This window comes from Variovorax guangxiensis (assembly GCF_003952165.1).
GTDB lineage: Bacteria > Pseudomonadota > Gammaproteobacteria > Burkholderiales > Burkholderiaceae_C > Variovorax > Variovorax guangxiensis.
The window spans coordinates 69,843-87,310 of record NZ_RXFT01000017.1 but is presented as its reverse complement, the minus strand read 5'-3'; the positions used below and the strand labels follow the sequence as shown (position 1 = coordinate 87,310).

Sequence of the window (17,468 nt, the reverse complement as noted above, 5' to 3'; positions counted from 1 at the left end):
TGCATAGTTGCATATATGACGTACATCCGACACCCCTTTTTCAGGCTTCCACTGGATGAGGGCGCCGTGGCGCATGACGTGCAGCTGCGCACGCTGCTCAAGAGTGCGGGTGCTTGGCGGGCAGAGGAACTCGTTCTCGAAGAGCTCTGCCTTCCGGCGAAAAGCCAGACGGTGCGAGCCGATATCGTCGTGACAGGCGCCTCGCTGACCGGCTTTGAGATCAAGGCCGGCAAGGACCGGGTGACGCGCCTGCCCGTCCAGGCTGAGGCCTACGGTGCTGTCTGCGGCTTCGCGAACGTGGCCACGGTGCCCATGCACGTGAACGACGTCACGGCCACGGTGCCTGAGTGGTGGGGTGTATGGATCGCTTGTGGGTTGGGTGGTGAGCTGGCCATGCGTTGCGTGCGGGCGGCTCGCCCGAACCCCTCACGTGATCCTGTGCGGCTTGCGGAGATGCTTTGGCGGGACGAAGCAATCGCCAAGCTGGCCGAGCTTGGGCTGGGCAAAGGGACGGCCAGCAAGAGCCGTGCAGCCTTGGCGCAGAAGCTGGCGCAGGCCTTGAGCATTGACGAGATCGACATCCATGTGCAGACCTGCCTGCGGCAACGCCCACAGAGGCAGCCCCTCGTGGGGGTCAAGCCTCGGGTTATCGTGGTGCCGAAGTACGAAATGCGTCCTCGCAGCTGGTTGGAGCCGCAGGGCTTGCGGCCACCATTCATCAACGACGTGCCAGTTGTCAAAGCTCTTTCGCGGACTGCTGCCCGGCTAGCGACGATGTGACCCGGATCGGGATGGGCGACTTCAGTCGGGGGCGGCAAAAAGATTTGCAGCCCAGGCGCTGATGATCTGGGCCGCCTCAGGATCATCGGCTTTCACCCGAAAGCCGTGGGCCTTCATGTCGCCTGGCTGAGCTGCCGAGTTTTCCACTTCAAGGAAGTCCGCCGCGCAGCGGCGCAGCGCCACTTCGAGCGCAACATCGGAGTCGGCAACATCCGCCGCTTCATCGGCCAGTGGATACACCAGCGGGAAGATGGTCGACGCCTCGATGACGATGCACAGCGCTCCGCGATCGCTTTCGGGCGCTCTGAGGGCGAAGGCCAGGGCGAGCCGGGCGCGATGCCTGAACCCGGACCGGACCAGCAGCGCATCGTCGATGACGCCGTCCTCGTCGGCCAGCAGCTCGAGTGGCACAGCGTTCGAGCCGTCGCGTGTGGTCGTCAGCAATTCCACGTTGACGGCGTTCTGCAGGGCCAAGGCCTCCAATGTCACCCGGACAAAGGGTTGCGGTGCCACCTGTCGCACGTGGCTTTCCGCTGCCTCGCTCAGCGTCACGGCGCGCACTCGCTCCTCGGAGCTCGGCTCTCCGACTGCATGATCCTCTATCGAGGGATGAGGCTTTCCCGCGGCCTGCTGGGCGGCCAGTTGTTTGGTGATCGAAGTTCCCCAGACGCGCTTGTTCTCCAGGTCGGTGAATTTGCGAGTGGCGCGCCGCCGAAATACTTGCGGCGTGATTGACTTCGACGCATCCGTTTCGACCAAGCCCGGATCTTTGGGGGGCCTTGTTCCCCCGCCGCTTTTGCCATCCGCGCCCGTGGCTGCTTGTGCAGCCCGATGTTCGGGGCCTGGCTTGTACCTGGGTTTTTGTAGCGAGCTGAGCTGGTACTTGAGTGCCTTGAATGGAAAGGGATGGCTGCAGGATTCGATCCGGTAGACCAAAAAGGTACCTGAGCCTGGTTTGCCTATCCACCTGCCGGCGACTTTCAGATCGGTCTTGCCCTCGAAGGGGAATCTCGCCATCGGGTAGGCCTCCTGGCCAAGGGCGCTCGCCTGCTGACACGAGTTGCCGATCAACTGCGCGGCATGGAGAGCCACTTTGCTTGTCGCTATCCGGGCAATGTCCTCAGCGCTGTCGGCTGGAAGAAAGTCCGCCAGCATCACCACGAGCTTGCCGCGCTCGTCGTAGCCGTAGTCGGTGTACAGCATGTCGGCGGTGAGTGGCGGGGTGAAGATCCTGGACAGGAGCGTGCTGGAAGAGCCGAAGTAGAAGCGAACGAGCTCCATGCACGGGATCAACAGCAGATTGCCCGAGGGCAGCTCCACCTGAGCGCAGTAGGAGTGCGTGTTGTTCATGTGCCATGGGTGATCGGGTAGCGGCAGCAGGAAGCTGCCATCCGCTCTGCCTGAGCCTGCCTTGACGATGGAAAGCGTGGATCGGTCGACGACGAGGCCGGAGAAAGTATGGTTCGTATGCGGCGGCTCAAAGTACGGCCGCTGGTTCTTCCATATGTCGCCGATCCTCAGCAACATCGCGGTGCCGACGGACACCCAGAGCTTGCGTTGTTGGTTGTAGTGCCCGAGGCCTTCGTATGTCTGCGTCTGCGGCTCAACCTGCGAAATGAAGATCAGGACCGAAGGCTGACTATTGCGTTCGTAGCGGTTCGGGAAGGCGATCGGGCCGAACCAGTCGATGCGCCAGAGGTTGGAATCTTTGGGAAAGGCTCGAACGGTGAGGGCGGAGTCGATGGGCTCCAGCTTCAGTGGCTTGGGAAAAGAGAGGCCTGTTCCCAACGCGTTTCCCTCTGGAGATTCTCAAATACTTCTGAAAATTCTCACCGACTTCTGGTTTTTCTCACTCACTTCTGGTCGCTGTCATCAGACGCCCGCGGCGTGCGCCTGCTGGTCGGCGTGATAGCTCGACCGCACCATCGCACCCACCGCCGCGTGGCTGAAGCCCATCCTGTAGGCCTCTTCCTCGAACATCCTGAAAGTGTCGGGATGCACGTAGCGGCGCACCGGCAGGTGCGAGCCCGACGGGGACAGGTACTGGCCGATGGTCAGCATGTCGATGTCGTGGGCGCGCATGTCGCGCATGACCTGCAGGATCTCTTCGTCGGTCTCGCCGAGGCCGACCATGATGCCGCTCTTGGTCGGCACGTTGGGATGCAGCGCCTTGAACTTCTTCAGCAGGTTCAGGCTGAACTGGTAGTCGCTGCCGGGGCGCGCTTCCTTATAGAGGCGCGGCGCGGTTTCCAGGTTGTGGTTCATCACGTCCGGCGGCGCGGCCTTGAGGATCTCGAGGGCGCGGTCGTCGCGGCCGCGGAAGTCGGGCACGAGGATCTCGATCTGCGTGGTGGGCGAGAGTTCGCGGATGTTCCTGATGCAGTCGACGAAGTGCTGGCTGCCGCCGTCGCGCAGGTCGTCGCGGTCCACGCTGGTGATGACCACGTACTTCAGGCGCAGCTTGGCGATGGTCTTCGCGAGGTTGATCGGCTCGTCCTTGTCGAGCGGATCGGGGCGGCCGTGGCCCACGTCGCAGAAGGGGCAGCGGCGCGTGCACTTGTCGCCCATGATCATGAAGGTGGCCGTGCCCTTGCCGAAGCATTCGCCGATGTTGGGGCAGGAGGCCTCTTCGCAGACGGTGTGCAGGTTGCTCTCGCGCAGGATCTGCTTGATCTCGTAGAAGCGCGTGGTGGGGCTGCCGGCTTTGACGCGGATCCAGTCGGGCTTCTTGAGCACTTCGCCGCTTTGCACCACCTTGACGGGAATGCGCGACAGCTTGGCTGCCGCCTTCTGCTTGGCCAGGGGGTTGTAAGTTTCGGCGCTCTGGGCCTCTCTCACTACGGGTGCGGGGACGACTTCTGTGGTGCTCATTGGTGTGTCAAGGCGCCAGGAAGGTGCAGAGCTTCTGGCCCAGCACCGTGGCGGCTTCTTCCCATGTGGTTTGGATGCCGATTGTAGAAAGATCGACCGTCTGCAGCCCCGCGTAGCCGCAAGGGTTGATGCACGAGAAGGGTTCGAGGTCCATCCGCACGTTGAGCGCCACGCCGTGATAGGTGGCGTGGCGGCTCACCTTGATGCCCAGCGCGGCGATCTTTCCGAGCCCTCGGAACGGGTCGGCCGCGGGCATGGGGCCGGTCAGCGCGGCGTGGGAGAACGGGTCGTCCAGGCGCACGTAGATGCCCGGAGCGCCCGCCACGCGGTGGCCCGTGACGCCGAAGTGCGCCAGCGTGCGCAGCACCGATTCCTCGATGCGGTAGACGTACTCCTTGACGAAGTAGCCCGCGCGGCGCAGGTCGATCAGCGGATAGGCCACCACCTGGCCGGGGCCGTGGAAGGTGACCTGGCCGCCGCGGTCGGTCTGCACGACAGGGATGGCGCCGGGGTTGAGGATGTGGTCCTGCCTGCCCGCGATGCCCTGCGTGAAGACCGGCGTGTGCTCGCAAATCCATAGCGCATCGGGCGTCTCGGGCGTGCGCTCGAGCGTGAACTGCTTCATTGCCGCGAAGGTGTCGGCGTAGTCGACGCGGCCCAGCGGGCGCAGCTCGATGGCGGCGGCGATTGCGGCGGCGGTGTCGGTCATCGCAGGGCCTGCCGCGCCCAGAGTCCGGGCATCAGAGCACGACCTTGACCATCGGGTGCGAGGACAGCGCGCGATACAGGTCGTCGAGCTGCTCGCGGCTGGTGGCCGTGACGGTGATGGTCACGCCAAGGTAATTGCCGGCCTTGCTGTCGCGCAACTCGACGGTGGTGGCGTCGAAGGTCGGGTCGAAGCGCTCGGCGATCTGCGTGACGGCGTGCACGAAGCCATCGACCTTGGCGCCCATCACCTTGATCGGAAACTGCGAGGGGTACTCGATCAGCGATTCCTTGCGTGGATCGGGGATCGAGGTGGTTTCGGTGGTGGGGGTGTTGCTGTCGGTCATGCCGGGGCTCCGTGTTTCTGCTCTTGCTGCTTCCGAGCGTTGTGTACCTTGGCCTCCTGGTAGGCCTTGTACAAGCTTTCGTAGATGGGGCCGGGGCGGCCATTGCCAATAGGCTTGCCATCGAGCGTGACGACCGGCAGCAGTTCCTTGCTGGCCGAGGAGATGATCACTTCGTCGGCGGCGAACACTTCTTCGCGCGAGATGGGGCGCAGTTCGAAGGGGATGCCGAGCGTCTTGCTCATGCGCTCGAAGAGGCCGTAGCGGATGCCGGTGAGCACGAGGTTGTTCTTGGGCGGGCCCATCAGCTGGCCGTCCTTCACGATCCACACGTTGCTCGAGGAGGCCTCGCTGAGCCAGCCGTCGCGGAACATGATGGTCTCGGCCGCGCCGGCCTCCACGCTGATCTGCCGAGCGAGCACGGCACCCAGCAGGCTGGTGCTCTTGATGTGCGCCTTCTGCCAGCGGAAGTCGGCCGCGGTGACGCAGGCCACGCCCTTGGCGCGGATCGCGTCGGAAATGGGTGGCAGCGGGTTCACCATCACGAACACGGTAGGGCGCAGGCCGCGCACCATTGCGTGGTCGCGCGGGGCTACGCCACGTGTCACCTGGAAGTACACCGACTGCGGTGCGTCGCCTGCGGGCGCTACGAGGTGCATCACGATCTCGCGCCACTGCGCGAGGGAGAGCGGGTTCTCGATCTGCAGCTCGGCAAGCGAGCGGTCGAGGCGGGCCATGTGCTCCTCGAAGCAAAAGGGCTGGCCGAAGTAGACGGGGACGTATTCGTACACACCGTCGCCGAAAATGAAGCCGCGATCGAGGACGCTGATCTTCGCGTCGCGCAGCGCGGTGTATTCGCCATCGAGGTAACAAAGCGTGGCGGGCAGGGCGTCGGTGATAGGGTGCATGCCGGAATTATGGTTGCGCGCGCCACGTCGGGCTCCCGTCAGGGAATGCGGCGCCGTTTTGCGTGCGCGACAGCGCGGGTGGCGGGACAGGCTGGGTTTTTACTTATAATCAATGGCTTTGTAGAAATTCTGGGTCGTCATCCGGGCTTCATTCGAAATGAAAACAATCGCCCGTCGTGACTCGGAGGCCACTGAAGGCCTTGATACAGAATTCAAGCCGTTGACCGCCGATGAGGCGCGTGAACTGCGTGCAAAGAACCCATCGATTTCCCCGTGGCGGGTGATCGCGGGTCAGTTGGTTGTCGGTCTGGTGGTGGCTCTGGCCGCCTGGGGGCTGACGGGGAGGCAAAATCTGGGCTGGTCCGCCGCATATGGCGCGATCGCGGTGGTTGTTCCATCGGCGGTCTTCGCGCGCGGGCTGACCGGCCGGTTTTCCTCCCTGAATCCGGGCACTGCGGTGTTCGGGTTCTTCCTGTGGGAAATGGTCAAGATGGCCTTGTCCGTGGCAATGCTGATTGCTGCGCCAAGGCTGATTACGGCGCTGAGCTGGCCAGCAATGCTGGTCGGCCTGGTGGTGACAATGAAGGCGGCCTGGTTGGCGGTGATGTTCTCGCCCCGGCGCCGGAAACTGAGAGACGAGTAACCGAATGGCTGCTGAAAACGCTGCGGAACATGGTCAGACCGCTGGTGAATACATCATTCACCACTTGACGCACCTGCAAAGCTCCAAGCCCGGAGGTGTGGCCGACTTCTCGGTTTTCAACTTCGACTCTCTCTTCTTCTCGATCACGCTCGGTATCCTGGGTTGCTGGCTGCTCTGGCTGGCTGCCCGCAAGGCCACTTCGGGTGTTCCCGGCCGTTTTCAAGCGGCTGTCGAACTGCTCGTCGAAATGGTCGACCAGCAGGCCAAGGGCATCGTTCACAACGCCACCAGCCGCAAGTTCGTGGCCCCGCTGGCGCTCACGATCTTCGTGTGGATCTTCCTGCTGAACGCAATGGACCTGTTCCCGGTCGATTTGTTCCCGGCGATCTGGGCCAAGATCTTCCACCTCGCCGGTGAAGATCCGCATCACGCCTACCTGCGCGTCGTGCCCACCGCCGACCTCTCGGTGACGATGGGCATGTCGGTCGCCGTGCTGCTGGTCTGCCTCTACTACAACGTCAAGATCAAGGGTCTGGGCGGCTGGGTGCACGAGCTGTTCACCGCACCCTTCGGCAACCACTGGGCGCTGTACCCCTTCAACTTCGCCATGCAGCTGATCGAGTTCGTTGCCAAGACGGTCTCGCACGGCATGCGTCTGTTCGGCAACATGTACGCCGGCGAACTGATCTTCCTGCTGATCGCCCTGATGGGCGGTGCCTGGTCGCTCTCGGCCACCGGCATCGGCCTGGCCATCGGCCACATCATCGCGGGCACGGCCTGGGCCATCTTCCACATCCTGATCATCACGTTGCAGGCCTTCGTGTTCATGATGCTGGCGCTGGTCTACATCGGCCAGGCCCACGATCACCACTGATCAGCCGCTTTCGTTCTTGTTTTTGTTTTTCTCTTCAACCAAAGTCCTCTAGGAGTCATCATGGAAGTTATTAGCTTTGTTGCACTGGCCGCCGGCCTGATCATCGGTCTGGGCGCTGTGGGCGCATGTATCGGCATCGGCATCATGGGCAGCAAGTACCTCGAGTCGGCCGCACGTCAGCCCGAACTCATGGGTGAACTCCAGACCAAGATGTTCCTGCTGGCCGGTCTGATCGACGCCGCGTTCATTATCGGCACCGGTATCGCCCTGTGGTTCGCAACGGCCAACCCGTTCCTGTCGCAAATCGCCAACCTGCCGAAGTAAGTCTTTCTCGTCGGACCTGCGTCGTCGTTCTCTAGCCTGCTAGCGAATGGCTTCGATTCAATCCCATAGAGAGGGTGAAAAGTGAGCATTACCGGTACCCTGATCGTTCAGATGATCGTGTTCCTGATCCTGGTCGGGTTCACGATGAAGTACGTGTGGCCGCCGATCGCGAAGGCGCTGGACGAACGCGCTGCCAAGATCGCCGAAGGCCTCGCTGCAGCCGACAAGGCCAAGTCCGAGCTTTCCGCCGCCAACAAGCGCGTGGAAGCCGAACTGGGCCAGGCCCGCAACGAGTCCGCACAACGTCTTGCCGACGCCGAACGTCGCGCCCAGGCCATCGTTGAAGAGGCCAAGGCCCGCGCGACCGAGGAAGGCAACAAGATCGTTGCAGCCGCACGCGCCGAAGCCGAACAGCAGGCACTGAAGGCCCGTGAAGCCCTGCGCGAGCAGGTCGCGGCACTGGCAGTCAAGGGCGCGGAGCAGATTCTGCGCAAGGAAGTGAATGCGGGCGTTCACGCCGATTTGCTCGCCCGTCTGCAGACCGAACTCTGATAGAAGCCATGGCAGAACTCGCCACCATTGCACGCCCCTACGCCGAGGCGCTCTTCAAGGCTTCGTCGTCCGACGTTGCCGGAACCAGCGCCTGGCTCGAAAAGATTGCCGCCATCGCGGCCAATCCGGAGCTCCAGCAGTTCGCCGAGAACCCGAAGGCCACGGCCGAACAGGTGATCGGCGTGGTCGCCGGTGCATTCGGTGCACCGCTGGCCGCTCCTGCCCAGAACTTCCTGTCCGCGCTCCTCGAGAACGGGCGCTTTTCGGTGCTGCCGGAAATTGCGAAGCAGTTCCGGGCACTCGCCAACGCGAAGAGCGGTTCGTCCGACGCCGTGGTCTACAGCGCCTTCCCGATCGACGCCGCGGCACTGGCCAACGTGTCGGCCGCGCTCGAGAAGCGCTTCGGTCGCAAGCTCCAGGTCACGGTTCGCCAAGAGCCTGAACTGATCGGCGGCATCCGTGTGGTGGTCGGCGACGAGGTGCTCGACACCTCCGTCAAAGCGCGCCTTGAACAAATGAAAGTTGCGCTGGTGGCCTGACGGCTCCCGGCCCCTTACAAAGAAAGAAGGAAAGAGTCATGCAACTCAATCCCGCAGAAATTTCCGAGCTGATCAAGAGCCGCATCGAGGGCCTTGGGGTCAGTGCCAACATCCGCAACGAAGGCACCGTGGTGTCGGTGACCGACGGCATCGTGCGCATCCACGGCCTGTCCGACGCGATGCAGGGCGAAATGCTGGAGTTCCCGGCCACTGCCGACGGCGTTCCGTCGTTCGGCCTGGCCCTGAACCTCGAGCGCGACTCGGTCGGCGCTGTGATTCTGGGCGAGTACGAGCACATCTCCGAAGGCGACACCGTCAAGTGCACGGGCCGCATCCTGGAGGTGCCGGTGGGCCCCGAGCTCATCGGCCGCGTGGTGAACGCCCTGGGCCAGCCGATCGACGGCAAGGGTCCGGTGAACGCCAAGATGACGGACGTGATCGAGAAGGTCGCACCGGGCGTGATCGCCCGCAAGTCGGTCGACCAGCCGATGCAGACCGGCCTGAAGTCCATCGACTCGATGGTGCCCGTGGGTCGCGGCCAGCGCGAGCTGATCATCGGCGACCGCCAGACCGGCAAGACCGCCGTGGCGATCGACGCGATCATCAACCAGAAGGGTCAGAACATGACCTGCGTCTACGTCGCGATCGGCCAGAAGGCTTCGTCGATCAAGAACGTGGTGCGCGCCCTGGAACAAGCCGGTGCCATGGACTACACGATCGTGGTCGCGGCTTCGGCTTCGGAATCGGCTGCAATGCAGTACGTTGCGGCCTACTCGGGCTGCACGATGGGCGAGTACTTCCGCGACCGCGGCGAAGACGCGCTGATCGTCTATGACGACCTGTCGAAGCAGGCCGTCGCCTATCGTCAGGTGTCGCTGCTGCTGCGTCGTCCCCCGGGCCGCGAAGCCTACCCCGGCGACGTGTTCTACCTCCACAGCCGTCTGCTCGAGCGCGCAGCCCGCGTGAACGCCGACTACGTCGAAGCCTTCACCAAGGGTGAAGTCAAGGGCAAGACCGGTTCGCTGACCGCGCTGCCGATCATCGAAACGCAAGCCGGCGACGTGTCCGCCTTCGTTCCGACCAACGTGATCTCGATCACCGACGGCCAGATCTTCCTGGAAACCAACCTGTTCAACGCAGGTATCCGCCCCGCCATCAACGCCGGTATCTCGGTGTCGCGCGTGGGTTCGTCGGCCCAGACGAAGATCATCAAGGGCCTGTCCGGCGGTATCCGTACCGACCTGGCGCAGTACCGTGAGCTGGCTGCGTTCGCGCAGTTCGCTTCCGACCTCGACGAAGCCACCCGCAAGCAGCTCGACCGCGGTGCCCGCGTGACCGAACTGCTGAAGCAGCCGCAATACAGCCCGCTGTCGATCTCGCTGATGGGCGCGTCGCTGTTCGCCGTGAACAAGGGCTTCATGGACGACCTCGAAATCAAGCAGGTGCTGCCTTTCGAGCACGGCCTGCACCAGTTCCTGAAGTCCAGCCACGCCGCGCTGCTCGACAAGATCGAGAAGGCCAAGGCTCTGGACAAGGAATCGGAAGCCGAACTGCTGGCCGCCGTCACCTCGTTCAAGAAGTCGTTCGCCTGATCGACGCCTTGACCGACGCAAGAAGGAGCTCTCATGGCAGCTGGTAAGGAAATCCGCGGCAAGATCAAATCGGTGGAGAACACCAAGAAGATCACCAAGGCCATGGAAATGGTCTCGGTTTCCAAGATGCGCAAGGCGCAGGATCGCATGCGCGCCGCTCGCCCCTACAGCGAAAAGATCCGCAACATCGCAGCCAACCTCGGCAAGGCGAACCCGGAGTACACCCACGCTTTCATGAAGACGAACGACGCCAAGGGCGTCGGCTTCATCATCGTGACCAGCGACAAGGGCCTGTGCGGCGGCCTGAACACCAACCTGCTGCGTGCTGTCACCAGCAAGCTGCGCGAAGCGCAGTCCGCAGGCAACGTGGTGGAGTCGGTCGCCATCGGCAACAAGGGTCTGGGTTTCCTGAACCGCATCGGCGCCCGCGTGGTGGCCCATGTGACGCAGCTGGGCGACACGCCGCATCTGGACAAGCTCATCGGGCCGGTCAAGACGCTGCTGGACGCCTACGCCGAAGGCAAGCTGTCGGCGGTGTACCTGTGCTACACGAAGTTCATCAACACCATCAAGCAAGAGCCGATGGTGGAACAGCTCCTGCCGCTGAAGGCCGAGACGCTGCAGGCCGATCCGGCGCATCACTCGTGGGACTACATCTACGAGCCCGATGCGCAGAGCGTGATCGACGAGCTGCTGGTGCGCTACGTGGAATCGCTGGTGTACCAGGCCGTGGCAGAGAACATGGCGTCCGAGCATTCGGCGCGCATGGTGGCCATGAAGGCCGCGACCGACAACGCAGGCAACGTGATCAACGAGCTGAAGCTGGTCTACAACAAGACCCGCCAGGCCGGCATCACGAAGGAACTGTCGGAAATCGTGTCCGGCGCGGCCGCCGCCGCGGGCGTTTGATCGAGGCAATGCAACAGGCCGCGTTGCTGATCAGGGGCGTTCCGCGCTCCTGATAACCCAAGGCCTTTTTTAGGGGACTCTGCGCAAAATGAAGAAGATGCTTGCTCTGGTGGCTGTTGCTGCCGCTCTGACCGCCTGCTCCAAGAAGGAAGAGGCGCCCGCGCCTGCACCGGCTCCCGCCGCTGCACCTGCAGCGCCCGCTCCGGCACCCGCGCCCGCTCCTGCAGCAGCGCCGGCGGCTGCTCCCGCCGCAGCTCCGACGGCATCCGCCGCCGATCTGCCGCAGGAATGCAACGACTACCTGGCCAAGGTCCAGACCTGCGTCGCTTCGCAAAGCGGTGCTGCTGCCGACGCCATGAAGGCAAGCCTCGACCAGACGAAGGCCACCTGGGCTTCGATGGGCGCCGACAAGGCTGCGCTGGGTCAGGCCTGCAAGGCTGCTTCGGACGCTTTCGCCGCACAGGCGACGGCCATGAAGTGCTGATGAAGTACTGACAGCGAAGACTGCAAAGAGAAATTCAAGGATGCCGGCCTGTCCGGCTTTCTTGCAAAAGCGGCCCGTTTTGGCAGCAGGACGCTTCTGCAAGAACCTGTCGCAAATTTATTGAGATCCATCCAGAAGGAAACGCCATGGCTGAAGGAAAAATTGTCCAATGTATCGGCGCCGTGGTCGACGTGGAGTTCCCGCGTGACCAGATGCCCAAGGTCTACGACGCCTTGAAGTTCGAAGGCGGCGGGCTGACCCTCGAAGTTCAGCAGCAGCTCGGCGACGGCGTGGTGCGCACCATTGCACTGGGCTCGTCCGACGGCCTGCGTCGCGGCCTGGTCGTGACCAACACCGGCGCTCCCATCACCGTGCCGGTCGGCAAGGCCACCCTCGGCCGCATCATGGACGTGCTGGGCCGCCCGATCGACGAGCGCGGCGACGTGGGCCAGGAGCTCACCGCTTCCATCCACCGCAAGGCTCCCGCGTACGACGAACTGTCGCCTTCGCAGGACCTGCTGGAAACCGGCATCAAGGTGATTGACCTTGTCTGCCCGTTCGCCAAGGGCGGCAAGGTGGGCCTGTTCGGTGGCGCCGGCGTGGGCAAGACCGTGAACATGATGGAACTCATCAACAACATCGCCAAGGCTCACTCGGGTCTGTCGGTGTTCGCAGGCGTGGGCGAACGCACCCGCGAAGGCAACGACTTCTATCACGAGATGGCCGACTCCGGCGTCGTGAACCTCGAGAAGCTCGAGGACTCGAAGGTGTCGATGGTCTACGGCCAGATGAACGAACCCCCGGGCAACCGCCTGCGCGTGGCGCTGACCGGCCTGACCATCGCCGAGTCGTTCCGCGACGAAGGCCGTGACGTTCTGTTCTTCGTGGACAACATCTACCGCTACACGCTGGCCGGTACCGAAGTGTCGGCGCTGCTGGGCCGCATGCCTTCCGCCGTGGGCTACCAGCCGACGCTGGCCGAGGAAATGGGCCGCCTGCAGGAGCGGATCACGTCGACCAAGGTCGGCTCGATCACCTCGATCCAGGCCGTGTACGTTCCCGCCGACGACTTGACCGACCCGTCGCCCGCCACCACCTTCGCCCACCTGGACTCCACCGTGGTGCTGTCGCGTGACATCGCCTCGCTGGGCATCTACCCCGCCGTGGACCCGCTGGACTCGACCTCGCGCCAGCTCGACCCGAACGTGGTCGGCGAAGAGCACTACAACGTGGCCCGTGCCGTGCAGGGCACGCTGCAGCGCTACAAGGAACTGCGCGACATCATCGCGATTCTGGGCATGGACGAACTGGCTCCGGAAGACAAGCTGGCCGTGGCCCGCGCCCGCAAGATCCAGCGTTTCCTGTCGCAGCCGTTCCACGTGGCCGAAGTGTTCACGGGCTCGCCCGGCAAGTACGTGCCGCTGGCCGAAACCATCCGCGGCTTCAAGATGATCGTGAACGGCGAAGCCGACCACCTGCCCGAGCAGGCGTTCTACATGGTCGGCACCATCGACGAAGCGTTCGAGAAGGCCAAGAAGGTCGCTTAAGAAGGAATCACCATGGCAGGCACCATCCATGTGGACGTGGTCAGCGCGGAAGAGTCGATCTTCTCGGGCGAAGCCAAGTTCGTCGCGCTGCCCGGTGAAGCCGGTGAGCTCGGCATCTTCCCGCGCCACACCCCGCTGATCACGCGCATCCGCCCCGGCGCCGTGCGCATCGAAACCGCCGACGGCAAGGAAGAGTTCGTCTTCGTGGCCGGCGGCATTCTCGAAGTGCAGCCCAACGCAGTCACCGTGCTGTCCGACACCGCGATCCGCGGCAAGGACCTCGACGACGAGAAGGCCAATCAGGCCAAGGCCGCAGCAGAAGAAGCGCTGAAGAACGCGAAGAGCGACATCGACATCGCGATGGCCCAATCCGAGCTGGCCGTGATGGCCGCCCAGATCGCGGCGCTGCGCAAGTACCGTCAGAAGAAATAAGCTTCCTTCGCGGGAGCCCAAGAAGCCGCCCTTAGAGGCGGCTTTTTTTCGTCCACCGTGCGCCTGGCATCGTTGTAATTTGGCCTGAATTAGGTCGAAGTTCGGCCTTGTCCGGCTGAAGCCCGCCACCTAGTATTCGCCTTCGTCCAGCGGCAATGACCGCTGGCGCAAGACAAAGAACACCGGAGACAAGGCGCGTGGCACCTTGGAGTGGCATCACTGCGGACGAAATGCGTTTGCTGGAAACGACCTTCTGGTCGGCCGGCGGTTCGCGCCATGCCATGGCGGAGCAGCTGGGCTTTTCCAAGAGCAAGGCCAACGGGCTGATCGCCGGCCTCGTCGACCAGGGCCTTCTGGCGGAAGCCGGCCTGCAGCGCTCGTCGGGCGGACGCCGCCCCGAAAACCTCCAGCTGCATGCCGCACTCGGCGTGCTCGTCGGCGTCGACATCGGCGCCACCAGCCTCGACGTGGCCGTGCTGCGGCCCGACCTGAGCGTGCTCGCCCAGCACGACGAACCCGCCGACGTGCGAGAGGGCCCTGCGGTCGTGCTGGCCCGTGTGCGCGTGCTGATGCGCGAGCTGCTGGCCCGCTGTGGCCACGGCCCCAAGGACGTGCTCGGCATCGGTATCGGCGTGCCCGGCCCGGTCAACTTCGAGATCGGCCAGCTCGTGAACCCGCCGCTGATGCCGGCATGGGACAGCTTCTCGATCCGCGACTACCTGCGCGAGGACTATGCCGCCCCCGTCTTCGTCGACAACGACGTGAACCTCATGGCGCTGGGCGAGCTGTGGCGTCTGAGGCGCTCGCTGCAGAACTTCCTCGTCATCAAGATCGGCACCGGCATCGGCTGCGGCATCGTCTGCCATGGCGAGGTGTACCGCGGCGCCGCCGGTTCGGCCGGCGACGTGGGCCACATCTGCGTCGACCAGGAGGGGCCGCGCTGCCATTGCGGCAACCTCGGCTGTGTCGAGGCGATGGCCGCCGGCCCGGCGATCACTCGCATGGCGGTGCAGGCCGCCGAGGCCGGCGAGAGCGCCGCGCTGGCCGAAGTCCTGCGCCAGCACGGCCGCATCGACGCGATCGACGTGGGCCAGGCCAGCCGCGGCGGCGACACGGCCGCCAACGCCATCATCCAGCGCGCGGGCAGCCTGATCGGGCAGATGCTCGCTTCGGTCGTCAACTTCTTCAATCCGTCGCACGTGTTCATCGGCGGCGGCATCACGCGCATCGGGCCGCTGTTCCTCGCTGCCGTGCGGCAGAGCGTGTACCAGCGCTCGCTGGCGCTTTCCACGCGGCACCTGGAGATCCAGTACACGCCGCTGGGCATGCAGGGCGGCCTGATCGGCGCGGGCGTGCTCGCGATGCAGGAAACGCTGAAGGCACGCGGGGTGGCGCCGTGACCGATGCGGGCATGAGCGGCAAAGGCAGCGTCGCCGTCGAGTTCGACGGCATCGTGAAGGCTTTCGGCCCGGTGCAGGTGCTGCACGGCGTGAGCTTCGCGCTCGCGCCCGGGCACGTGTACGGCCTGCTCGGCGAGAACGGCGCGGGCAAGTCCACGCTGATGAAGATCCTGTCGGGCTACGAGTCGGCCACCGGCGGCGCCCTGAAGATCAACGGACAGCCGCGGCAGTTCGCGAGCTCGCGCGACGCCGAGGCGCTGGGCATCGTGCTGATCCACCAGGAGTTCAACCTCGCCGAAGACCTGAACGTGGCGCAGAACATCTTTCTCGGCCATGAAAAGAAGAAAGGCTGGCTGCTCGACGATGCCGCCATGGAGCGCGACGCCGCCTCCGCGCTCGCGGCCGTAGGCCTGAACATCGACCCGCGCACCAAGGTGCGCAAGCTCATCGTCGCCGAGAAGCAACTCGTGGAAATCGCGAAGGCCATCGCCCGCCGCGCGCGCCTGCTCGTCATGGACGAGCCCACCGCCACGCTCACGCCCGGCGAGACCGAGCGCCTCTTCAAGCTGATCGCCCAGTTGCGCGCCGACGGCGTGACCATCGTCTACATCTCGCACAAGCTCGACGAGGTGGAGCAGGTGACCGACGAAGTCATCGTCATGCGCGACGGCCGCTTCGTGGCGCGCGCGCCCACGGCCGATGTCACGCGCCAGCAGATGGCCAACCTGATGGTGGGCCGCGAACTGGCCGACCTGTACCCGCCGCGCGATGCGGTGACGACGTCCGGCGAGCCCGCCATGCGCGTGCAAGGCTTCAGCGTGCCCGGCTGGGCGCAGGACACGAGTTTCGAGGTGCGCCCCGGCGAGATCCTCGGCTTCGCGGGCCTCGTCGGCGCCGGCCGTACCGAACTCTTCGAAGGCCTGCTCGGCCTGCGGCCCGCGAGCGGCGGCAGCGTCGAGATGCTCGGCAAGCCCGTGCCCCACGGCAAGGGCTGGCGCAATCCGCGCGACGCGGCGCGGCACGGCCTCACCTACCTGAGCGAAGACCGCAAGGGCAAGGGCCTGCATGTCAACTTCGGCCTGCGCCAGAACCTCACGCTCATGGCGCTCGAGCGCTACGCGCAACCCTGGCTCAAGCCCGAGGCCGAGCGCGGCGCGCTGGCCGAGGCGGTGAAGGACTACGGCATCCGCACCGGCTCGCTCGACGTGAAGGCCTCGTCGCTGTCGGGCGGCAACCAGCAGAAGCTCGCGCTCGCGAAGGTGCTGCAGCCCAGGCCGAAGGTGGTGGTGCTCGACGAGCCCACGCGCGGCGTCGACGTGGGCGCCAAGCGCGACATCTATTTCCTGATCCAGCGACTCGCCCGCGAAGGGCTCGCGGTGATCGTCGTCTCGTCGGAGCTGATGGAGCTGATCGGCCTGTGCCACCGCGTCGCGGTGATGCGGGCAGGCAAGCTGGTCGCCACGCTTGACGCGGAGCATTTGACAGAAGAGGAGCTCATCGCTCATGCCACCGGAACAGCAGACACCACAGCCGCAGCCTGAAGTCGCCGCGCACCGCAGCGAGACCGCGCCGCGCTGGACCGAGCGCCTGCATGGCCTGGGCCCCGTCATCGGCCTGGTGCTGCTGTGCATCGCGGGCACGCTGCTGAACGGCGACTTCGCGACCGTCGACAACGCGATGAACGTGCTCACGCGCACGGCCTTCATCGGCATCATCGCGGTGGGGATGTGCTTCGTGATCATCTCGGGCGGCATCGACCTGTCGGTGGGCTCGATGGCCGCGCTCATCGCGGGCAGCGTGATCATGTTCATCAACTGGGCCGGCCCGGCCTCGGGCTCGCCGCTGCTGGCGGTGGTGATGGGCGCGGTGCTGGCCGTGGTGCTCGGCGCGGTGTTCGGCCTCGCGCACGGCCTGCTTATCACCAAGGGGCGCATCGAGCCTTTCATCGTGACGCTGGGCACCCTGGGCATCTTCCGCGCCTACCTCACGTACTTCGCCGATGGCGGCGCGCTCACGCTCGACAACGAGCTGTCGGACCTCTACGCGCCCGTGTACTACGCGAGCCTCGCGGGCATCCCGGTGCCGGTGTGGGTGTTCGTGATCGTCGCCATCGTGGGCGGCATCATCCTCAACCGCACGGCCTACGGACGCTACGTGCAGGCCATCGGCTCGAACGAGCAGGTGGCGCGCTACGCGGCGGTGGACGTCGACCGCGTGAAGATCCTCACCTATGTGCTGCTCGGCGTGTGCGTGGGCATCGCGACGCTGCTGTACGTGCCGCGACTGGGCTCGGCCTCGCCGACCACCGGCCTGCTGTGGGAGCTCGAAGCCATCGCCGCGGTGATCGTGGGCGGCACGGCGCTCAAGGGCGGCGCGGGCAGCATCACCGGCACGGTGGTGGGCGCGGTGCTGCTCTCGGTCATCAGCAACATCCTGAACCTCACCAGCATCATCAGCGTGTACCTCAACGCAGCGGTGCAGGGCTTCGTGATCATCATCGTCGCGTTCCTGCAGCGCGGCCGGCGCTAGTTCTTTCCCGTTCCGTTCCATCAACCAAGAGGAGA

Annotated in this window: 19 protein-coding genes; 14 read left to right on the top strand and 5 right to left on the bottom strand. The window is 64.7% G+C overall.

What is annotated here, in order from left to right:
- Positions 1 to 15 precede the first annotated feature (15 nt).
- Positions 16 to 780: a sce7726 family protein gene (locus EJP67_RS28780; protein ID WP_126025140.1), complete on the top strand. Its 765-nt coding sequence runs from the start codon at positions 16 to 18 to the stop codon at positions 778 to 780.
- Between the two features lie 21 nt (positions 781 to 801).
- Here EJP67_RS28780 and EJP67_RS28775 read toward each other — a convergent pair whose 3' ends face one another.
- The 5 genes from EJP67_RS28775 to EJP67_RS28755 all read right to left on the bottom strand — a co-directional run bounded on the left by EJP67_RS28775 (position 802) and on the right by EJP67_RS28755 (position 5,608).
- Positions 802 to 2,568 (bottom strand): hypothetical protein, encoded by a 1,767-nt coding sequence (locus EJP67_RS28775; protein WP_126025139.1) that lies wholly within the window; start codon positions 2,566 to 2,568, stop codon positions 802 to 804.
- A gap of 84 nt (positions 2,569 to 2,652) precedes the next feature.
- A complete protein-coding gene (gene lipA / locus EJP67_RS28770) occupies positions 2,653 to 3,651 on the bottom strand; it encodes a lipoyl synthase (protein WP_126025138.1) in 999 nt (332 codons plus the stop codon).
- A gap of 7 nt (positions 3,652 to 3,658) precedes the next feature.
- The gene (gene lipB / locus EJP67_RS28765; protein WP_126025137.1) at positions 3,659 to 4,360 is read right to left on the bottom strand and encodes a lipoyl(octanoyl) transferase LipB; all 702 of its coding nucleotides are present in this window, start codon (positions 4,358 to 4,360) and stop codon (positions 3,659 to 3,661) included.
- Between the two features lie 31 nt (positions 4,361 to 4,391).
- Complete coding sequence (locus EJP67_RS28760) at positions 4,392 to 4,703, bottom strand: YbeD family protein (RefSeq protein WP_126025136.1); 312 nt, start codon at positions 4,701 to 4,703, stop codon at positions 4,392 to 4,394.
- Complete coding sequence (locus EJP67_RS28755) at positions 4,700 to 5,608, bottom strand: D-amino acid aminotransferase (protein ID WP_126025135.1); 909 nt, start codon at positions 5,606 to 5,608, stop codon at positions 4,700 to 4,702. The genes EJP67_RS28760 and EJP67_RS28755 overlap by 4 nt, the downstream gene beginning before the upstream one ends.
- Positions 5,609 to 5,765: 157 nt before the next feature.
- On the opposite strand from EJP67_RS28755, the gene EJP67_RS28750 reads away from it, so the two are divergent.
- The 13 genes from EJP67_RS28750 (at position 5,766) to EJP67_RS28690 (ending at position 17,433) form a co-directional block, all read left to right on the top strand.
- Positions 5,766 to 6,251 carry an ATP synthase subunit I gene (locus tag EJP67_RS28750; RefSeq protein WP_126025134.1) on the top strand — a complete coding sequence of 162 codons (486 nt, stop codon included), beginning with the start codon at positions 5,766 to 5,768 and terminating at the stop codon, positions 6,249 to 6,251.
- A 4-nt stretch (positions 6,252 to 6,255) separates the two neighbouring features.
- The gene (atpB, locus tag EJP67_RS28745) at positions 6,256 to 7,125 is read left to right on the top strand and encodes a F0F1 ATP synthase subunit A (protein WP_019657642.1); all 870 of its coding nucleotides are present in this window, start codon (positions 6,256 to 6,258) and stop codon (positions 7,123 to 7,125) included.
- Positions 7,126 to 7,185: 60 nt separating this feature from the next.
- Entirely contained in the window at positions 7,186 to 7,449 is a 264-nt protein-coding gene (gene atpE / locus EJP67_RS28740) for a F0F1 ATP synthase subunit C (protein WP_019657641.1), read from the top strand.
- Positions 7,450 to 7,530: 81 nt separating this feature from the next.
- Positions 7,531 to 8,001 (top strand): F0F1 ATP synthase subunit B, encoded by a 471-nt coding sequence (locus tag EJP67_RS28735; RefSeq protein WP_019657640.1) that lies wholly within the window; start codon positions 7,531 to 7,533, stop codon positions 7,999 to 8,001.
- 8 nt (positions 8,002 to 8,009) lie between these two features.
- Entirely contained in the window at positions 8,010 to 8,540 is a 531-nt protein-coding gene (locus EJP67_RS28730) for a F0F1 ATP synthase subunit delta (protein WP_126025133.1), read from the top strand.
- 38 nt (positions 8,541 to 8,578) lie between these two features.
- Complete coding sequence (gene atpA, locus EJP67_RS28725) at positions 8,579 to 10,132, top strand: F0F1 ATP synthase subunit alpha (RefSeq protein WP_126025132.1); 1,554 nt, start codon at positions 8,579 to 8,581, stop codon at positions 10,130 to 10,132.
- Between the two features lie 33 nt (positions 10,133 to 10,165).
- The gene (atpG, locus tag EJP67_RS28720) at positions 10,166 to 11,041 is read left to right on the top strand and encodes a F0F1 ATP synthase subunit gamma (protein WP_126025131.1); all 876 of its coding nucleotides are present in this window, start codon (positions 10,166 to 10,168) and stop codon (positions 11,039 to 11,041) included.
- An 88-nt stretch (positions 11,042 to 11,129) separates the two neighbouring features.
- Positions 11,130 to 11,525 carry a hypothetical protein gene (locus EJP67_RS28715; protein WP_126025130.1) on the top strand — a complete coding sequence of 132 codons (396 nt, stop codon included), beginning with the start codon at positions 11,130 to 11,132 and terminating at the stop codon, positions 11,523 to 11,525.
- Between the two features lie 146 nt (positions 11,526 to 11,671).
- Positions 11,672 to 13,072, top strand: coding sequence for a F0F1 ATP synthase subunit beta (atpD, locus tag EJP67_RS28710; RefSeq protein ID WP_126025129.1), 1,401 nt, complete (start codon positions 11,672 to 11,674; stop codon positions 13,070 to 13,072).
- A 12-nt stretch (positions 13,073 to 13,084) separates the two neighbouring features.
- Positions 13,085 to 13,504 carry a F0F1 ATP synthase subunit epsilon gene (locus tag EJP67_RS28705; protein WP_019657634.1) on the top strand — a complete coding sequence of 140 codons (420 nt, stop codon included), beginning with the start codon at positions 13,085 to 13,087 and terminating at the stop codon, positions 13,502 to 13,504.
- Between the two features lie 230 nt (positions 13,505 to 13,734).
- Positions 13,735 to 14,904 (top strand): ROK family protein, encoded by a 1,170-nt coding sequence (locus tag EJP67_RS28700; protein WP_126025128.1) that lies wholly within the window; start codon positions 13,735 to 13,737, stop codon positions 14,902 to 14,904.
- 11 nt (positions 14,905 to 14,915) lie between these two features.
- On the top strand, positions 14,916 to 16,445 hold the full coding sequence (locus EJP67_RS28695; protein WP_126025127.1) for a sugar ABC transporter ATP-binding protein: 1,530 nt from the start codon (positions 14,916 to 14,918) through the stop codon (positions 16,443 to 16,445).
- Entirely contained in the window at positions 16,408 to 17,433 is a 1,026-nt protein-coding gene (locus EJP67_RS28690) for an ABC transporter permease (protein ID WP_126025126.1), read from the top strand. Before EJP67_RS28695 ends, EJP67_RS28690 begins: the two co-directional genes overlap by 38 nt.
- Positions 17,434 to 17,468: the final 35 nt, after the last annotated feature.

Bases quoted from the DNA above. Each gene is read 5' to 3' on its own strand.
- lipB (WP_126025137.1), bottom strand. From the start codon at position 4,360: ATGACCGACACCGCCGCCGCAATCGCCGCCGCCATCGAGCTGCGCCCG.
- EJP67_RS28715 (WP_126025130.1), top strand. From the start codon at position 11,130: ATGAAGAAGATGCTTGCTCTGGTGGCTGTTGCTGCCGCTCTGACCGCC.
- atpG (WP_126025131.1), top strand. From the start codon at position 10,166: ATGGCAGCTGGTAAGGAAATCCGCGGCAAGATCAAATCGGTGGAGAAC.
- atpA (WP_126025132.1), top strand. From the start codon at position 8,579: ATGCAACTCAATCCCGCAGAAATTTCCGAGCTGATCAAGAGCCGCATC.
- atpE (WP_019657641.1), top strand. From the start codon at position 7,186: ATGGAAGTTATTAGCTTTGTTGCACTGGCCGCCGGCCTGATCATCGGT.
- EJP67_RS28695 (WP_126025127.1), top strand. From the start codon at position 14,916: ATGAGCGGCAAAGGCAGCGTCGCCGTCGAGTTCGACGGCATCGTGAAG.
- EJP67_RS28780 (WP_126025140.1), top strand. From the start codon at position 16: ATGACGTACATCCGACACCCCTTTTTCAGGCTTCCACTGGATGAGGGC.
- EJP67_RS28760 (WP_126025136.1), bottom strand. From the start codon at position 4,703: ATGACCGACAGCAACACCCCCACCACCGAAACCACCTCGATCCCCGAT.
- EJP67_RS28730 (WP_126025133.1), top strand. From the start codon at position 8,010: ATGGCAGAACTCGCCACCATTGCACGCCCCTACGCCGAGGCGCTCTTC.
- EJP67_RS28755 (WP_126025135.1), bottom strand. From the start codon at position 5,608: ATGCACCCTATCACCGACGCCCTGCCCGCCACGCTTTGTTACCTCGAT.
- EJP67_RS28690 (WP_126025126.1), top strand. From the start codon at position 16,408: ATGCCACCGGAACAGCAGACACCACAGCCGCAGCCTGAAGTCGCCGCG.
- EJP67_RS28750 (WP_126025134.1), top strand. From the start codon at position 5,766: ATGAAAACAATCGCCCGTCGTGACTCGGAGGCCACTGAAGGCCTTGAT.
- atpB (WP_019657642.1), top strand. From the start codon at position 6,256: ATGGCTGCTGAAAACGCTGCGGAACATGGTCAGACCGCTGGTGAATAC.
- lipA (WP_126025138.1), bottom strand. From the start codon at position 3,651: ATGAGCACCACAGAAGTCGTCCCCGCACCCGTAGTGAGAGAGGCCCAG.
- EJP67_RS28705 (WP_019657634.1), top strand. From the start codon at position 13,085: ATGGCAGGCACCATCCATGTGGACGTGGTCAGCGCGGAAGAGTCGATC.
- EJP67_RS28700 (WP_126025128.1), top strand. From the start codon at position 13,735: ATGCGTTTGCTGGAAACGACCTTCTGGTCGGCCGGCGGTTCGCGCCAT.
- atpD (WP_126025129.1), top strand. From the start codon at position 11,672: ATGGCTGAAGGAAAAATTGTCCAATGTATCGGCGCCGTGGTCGACGTG.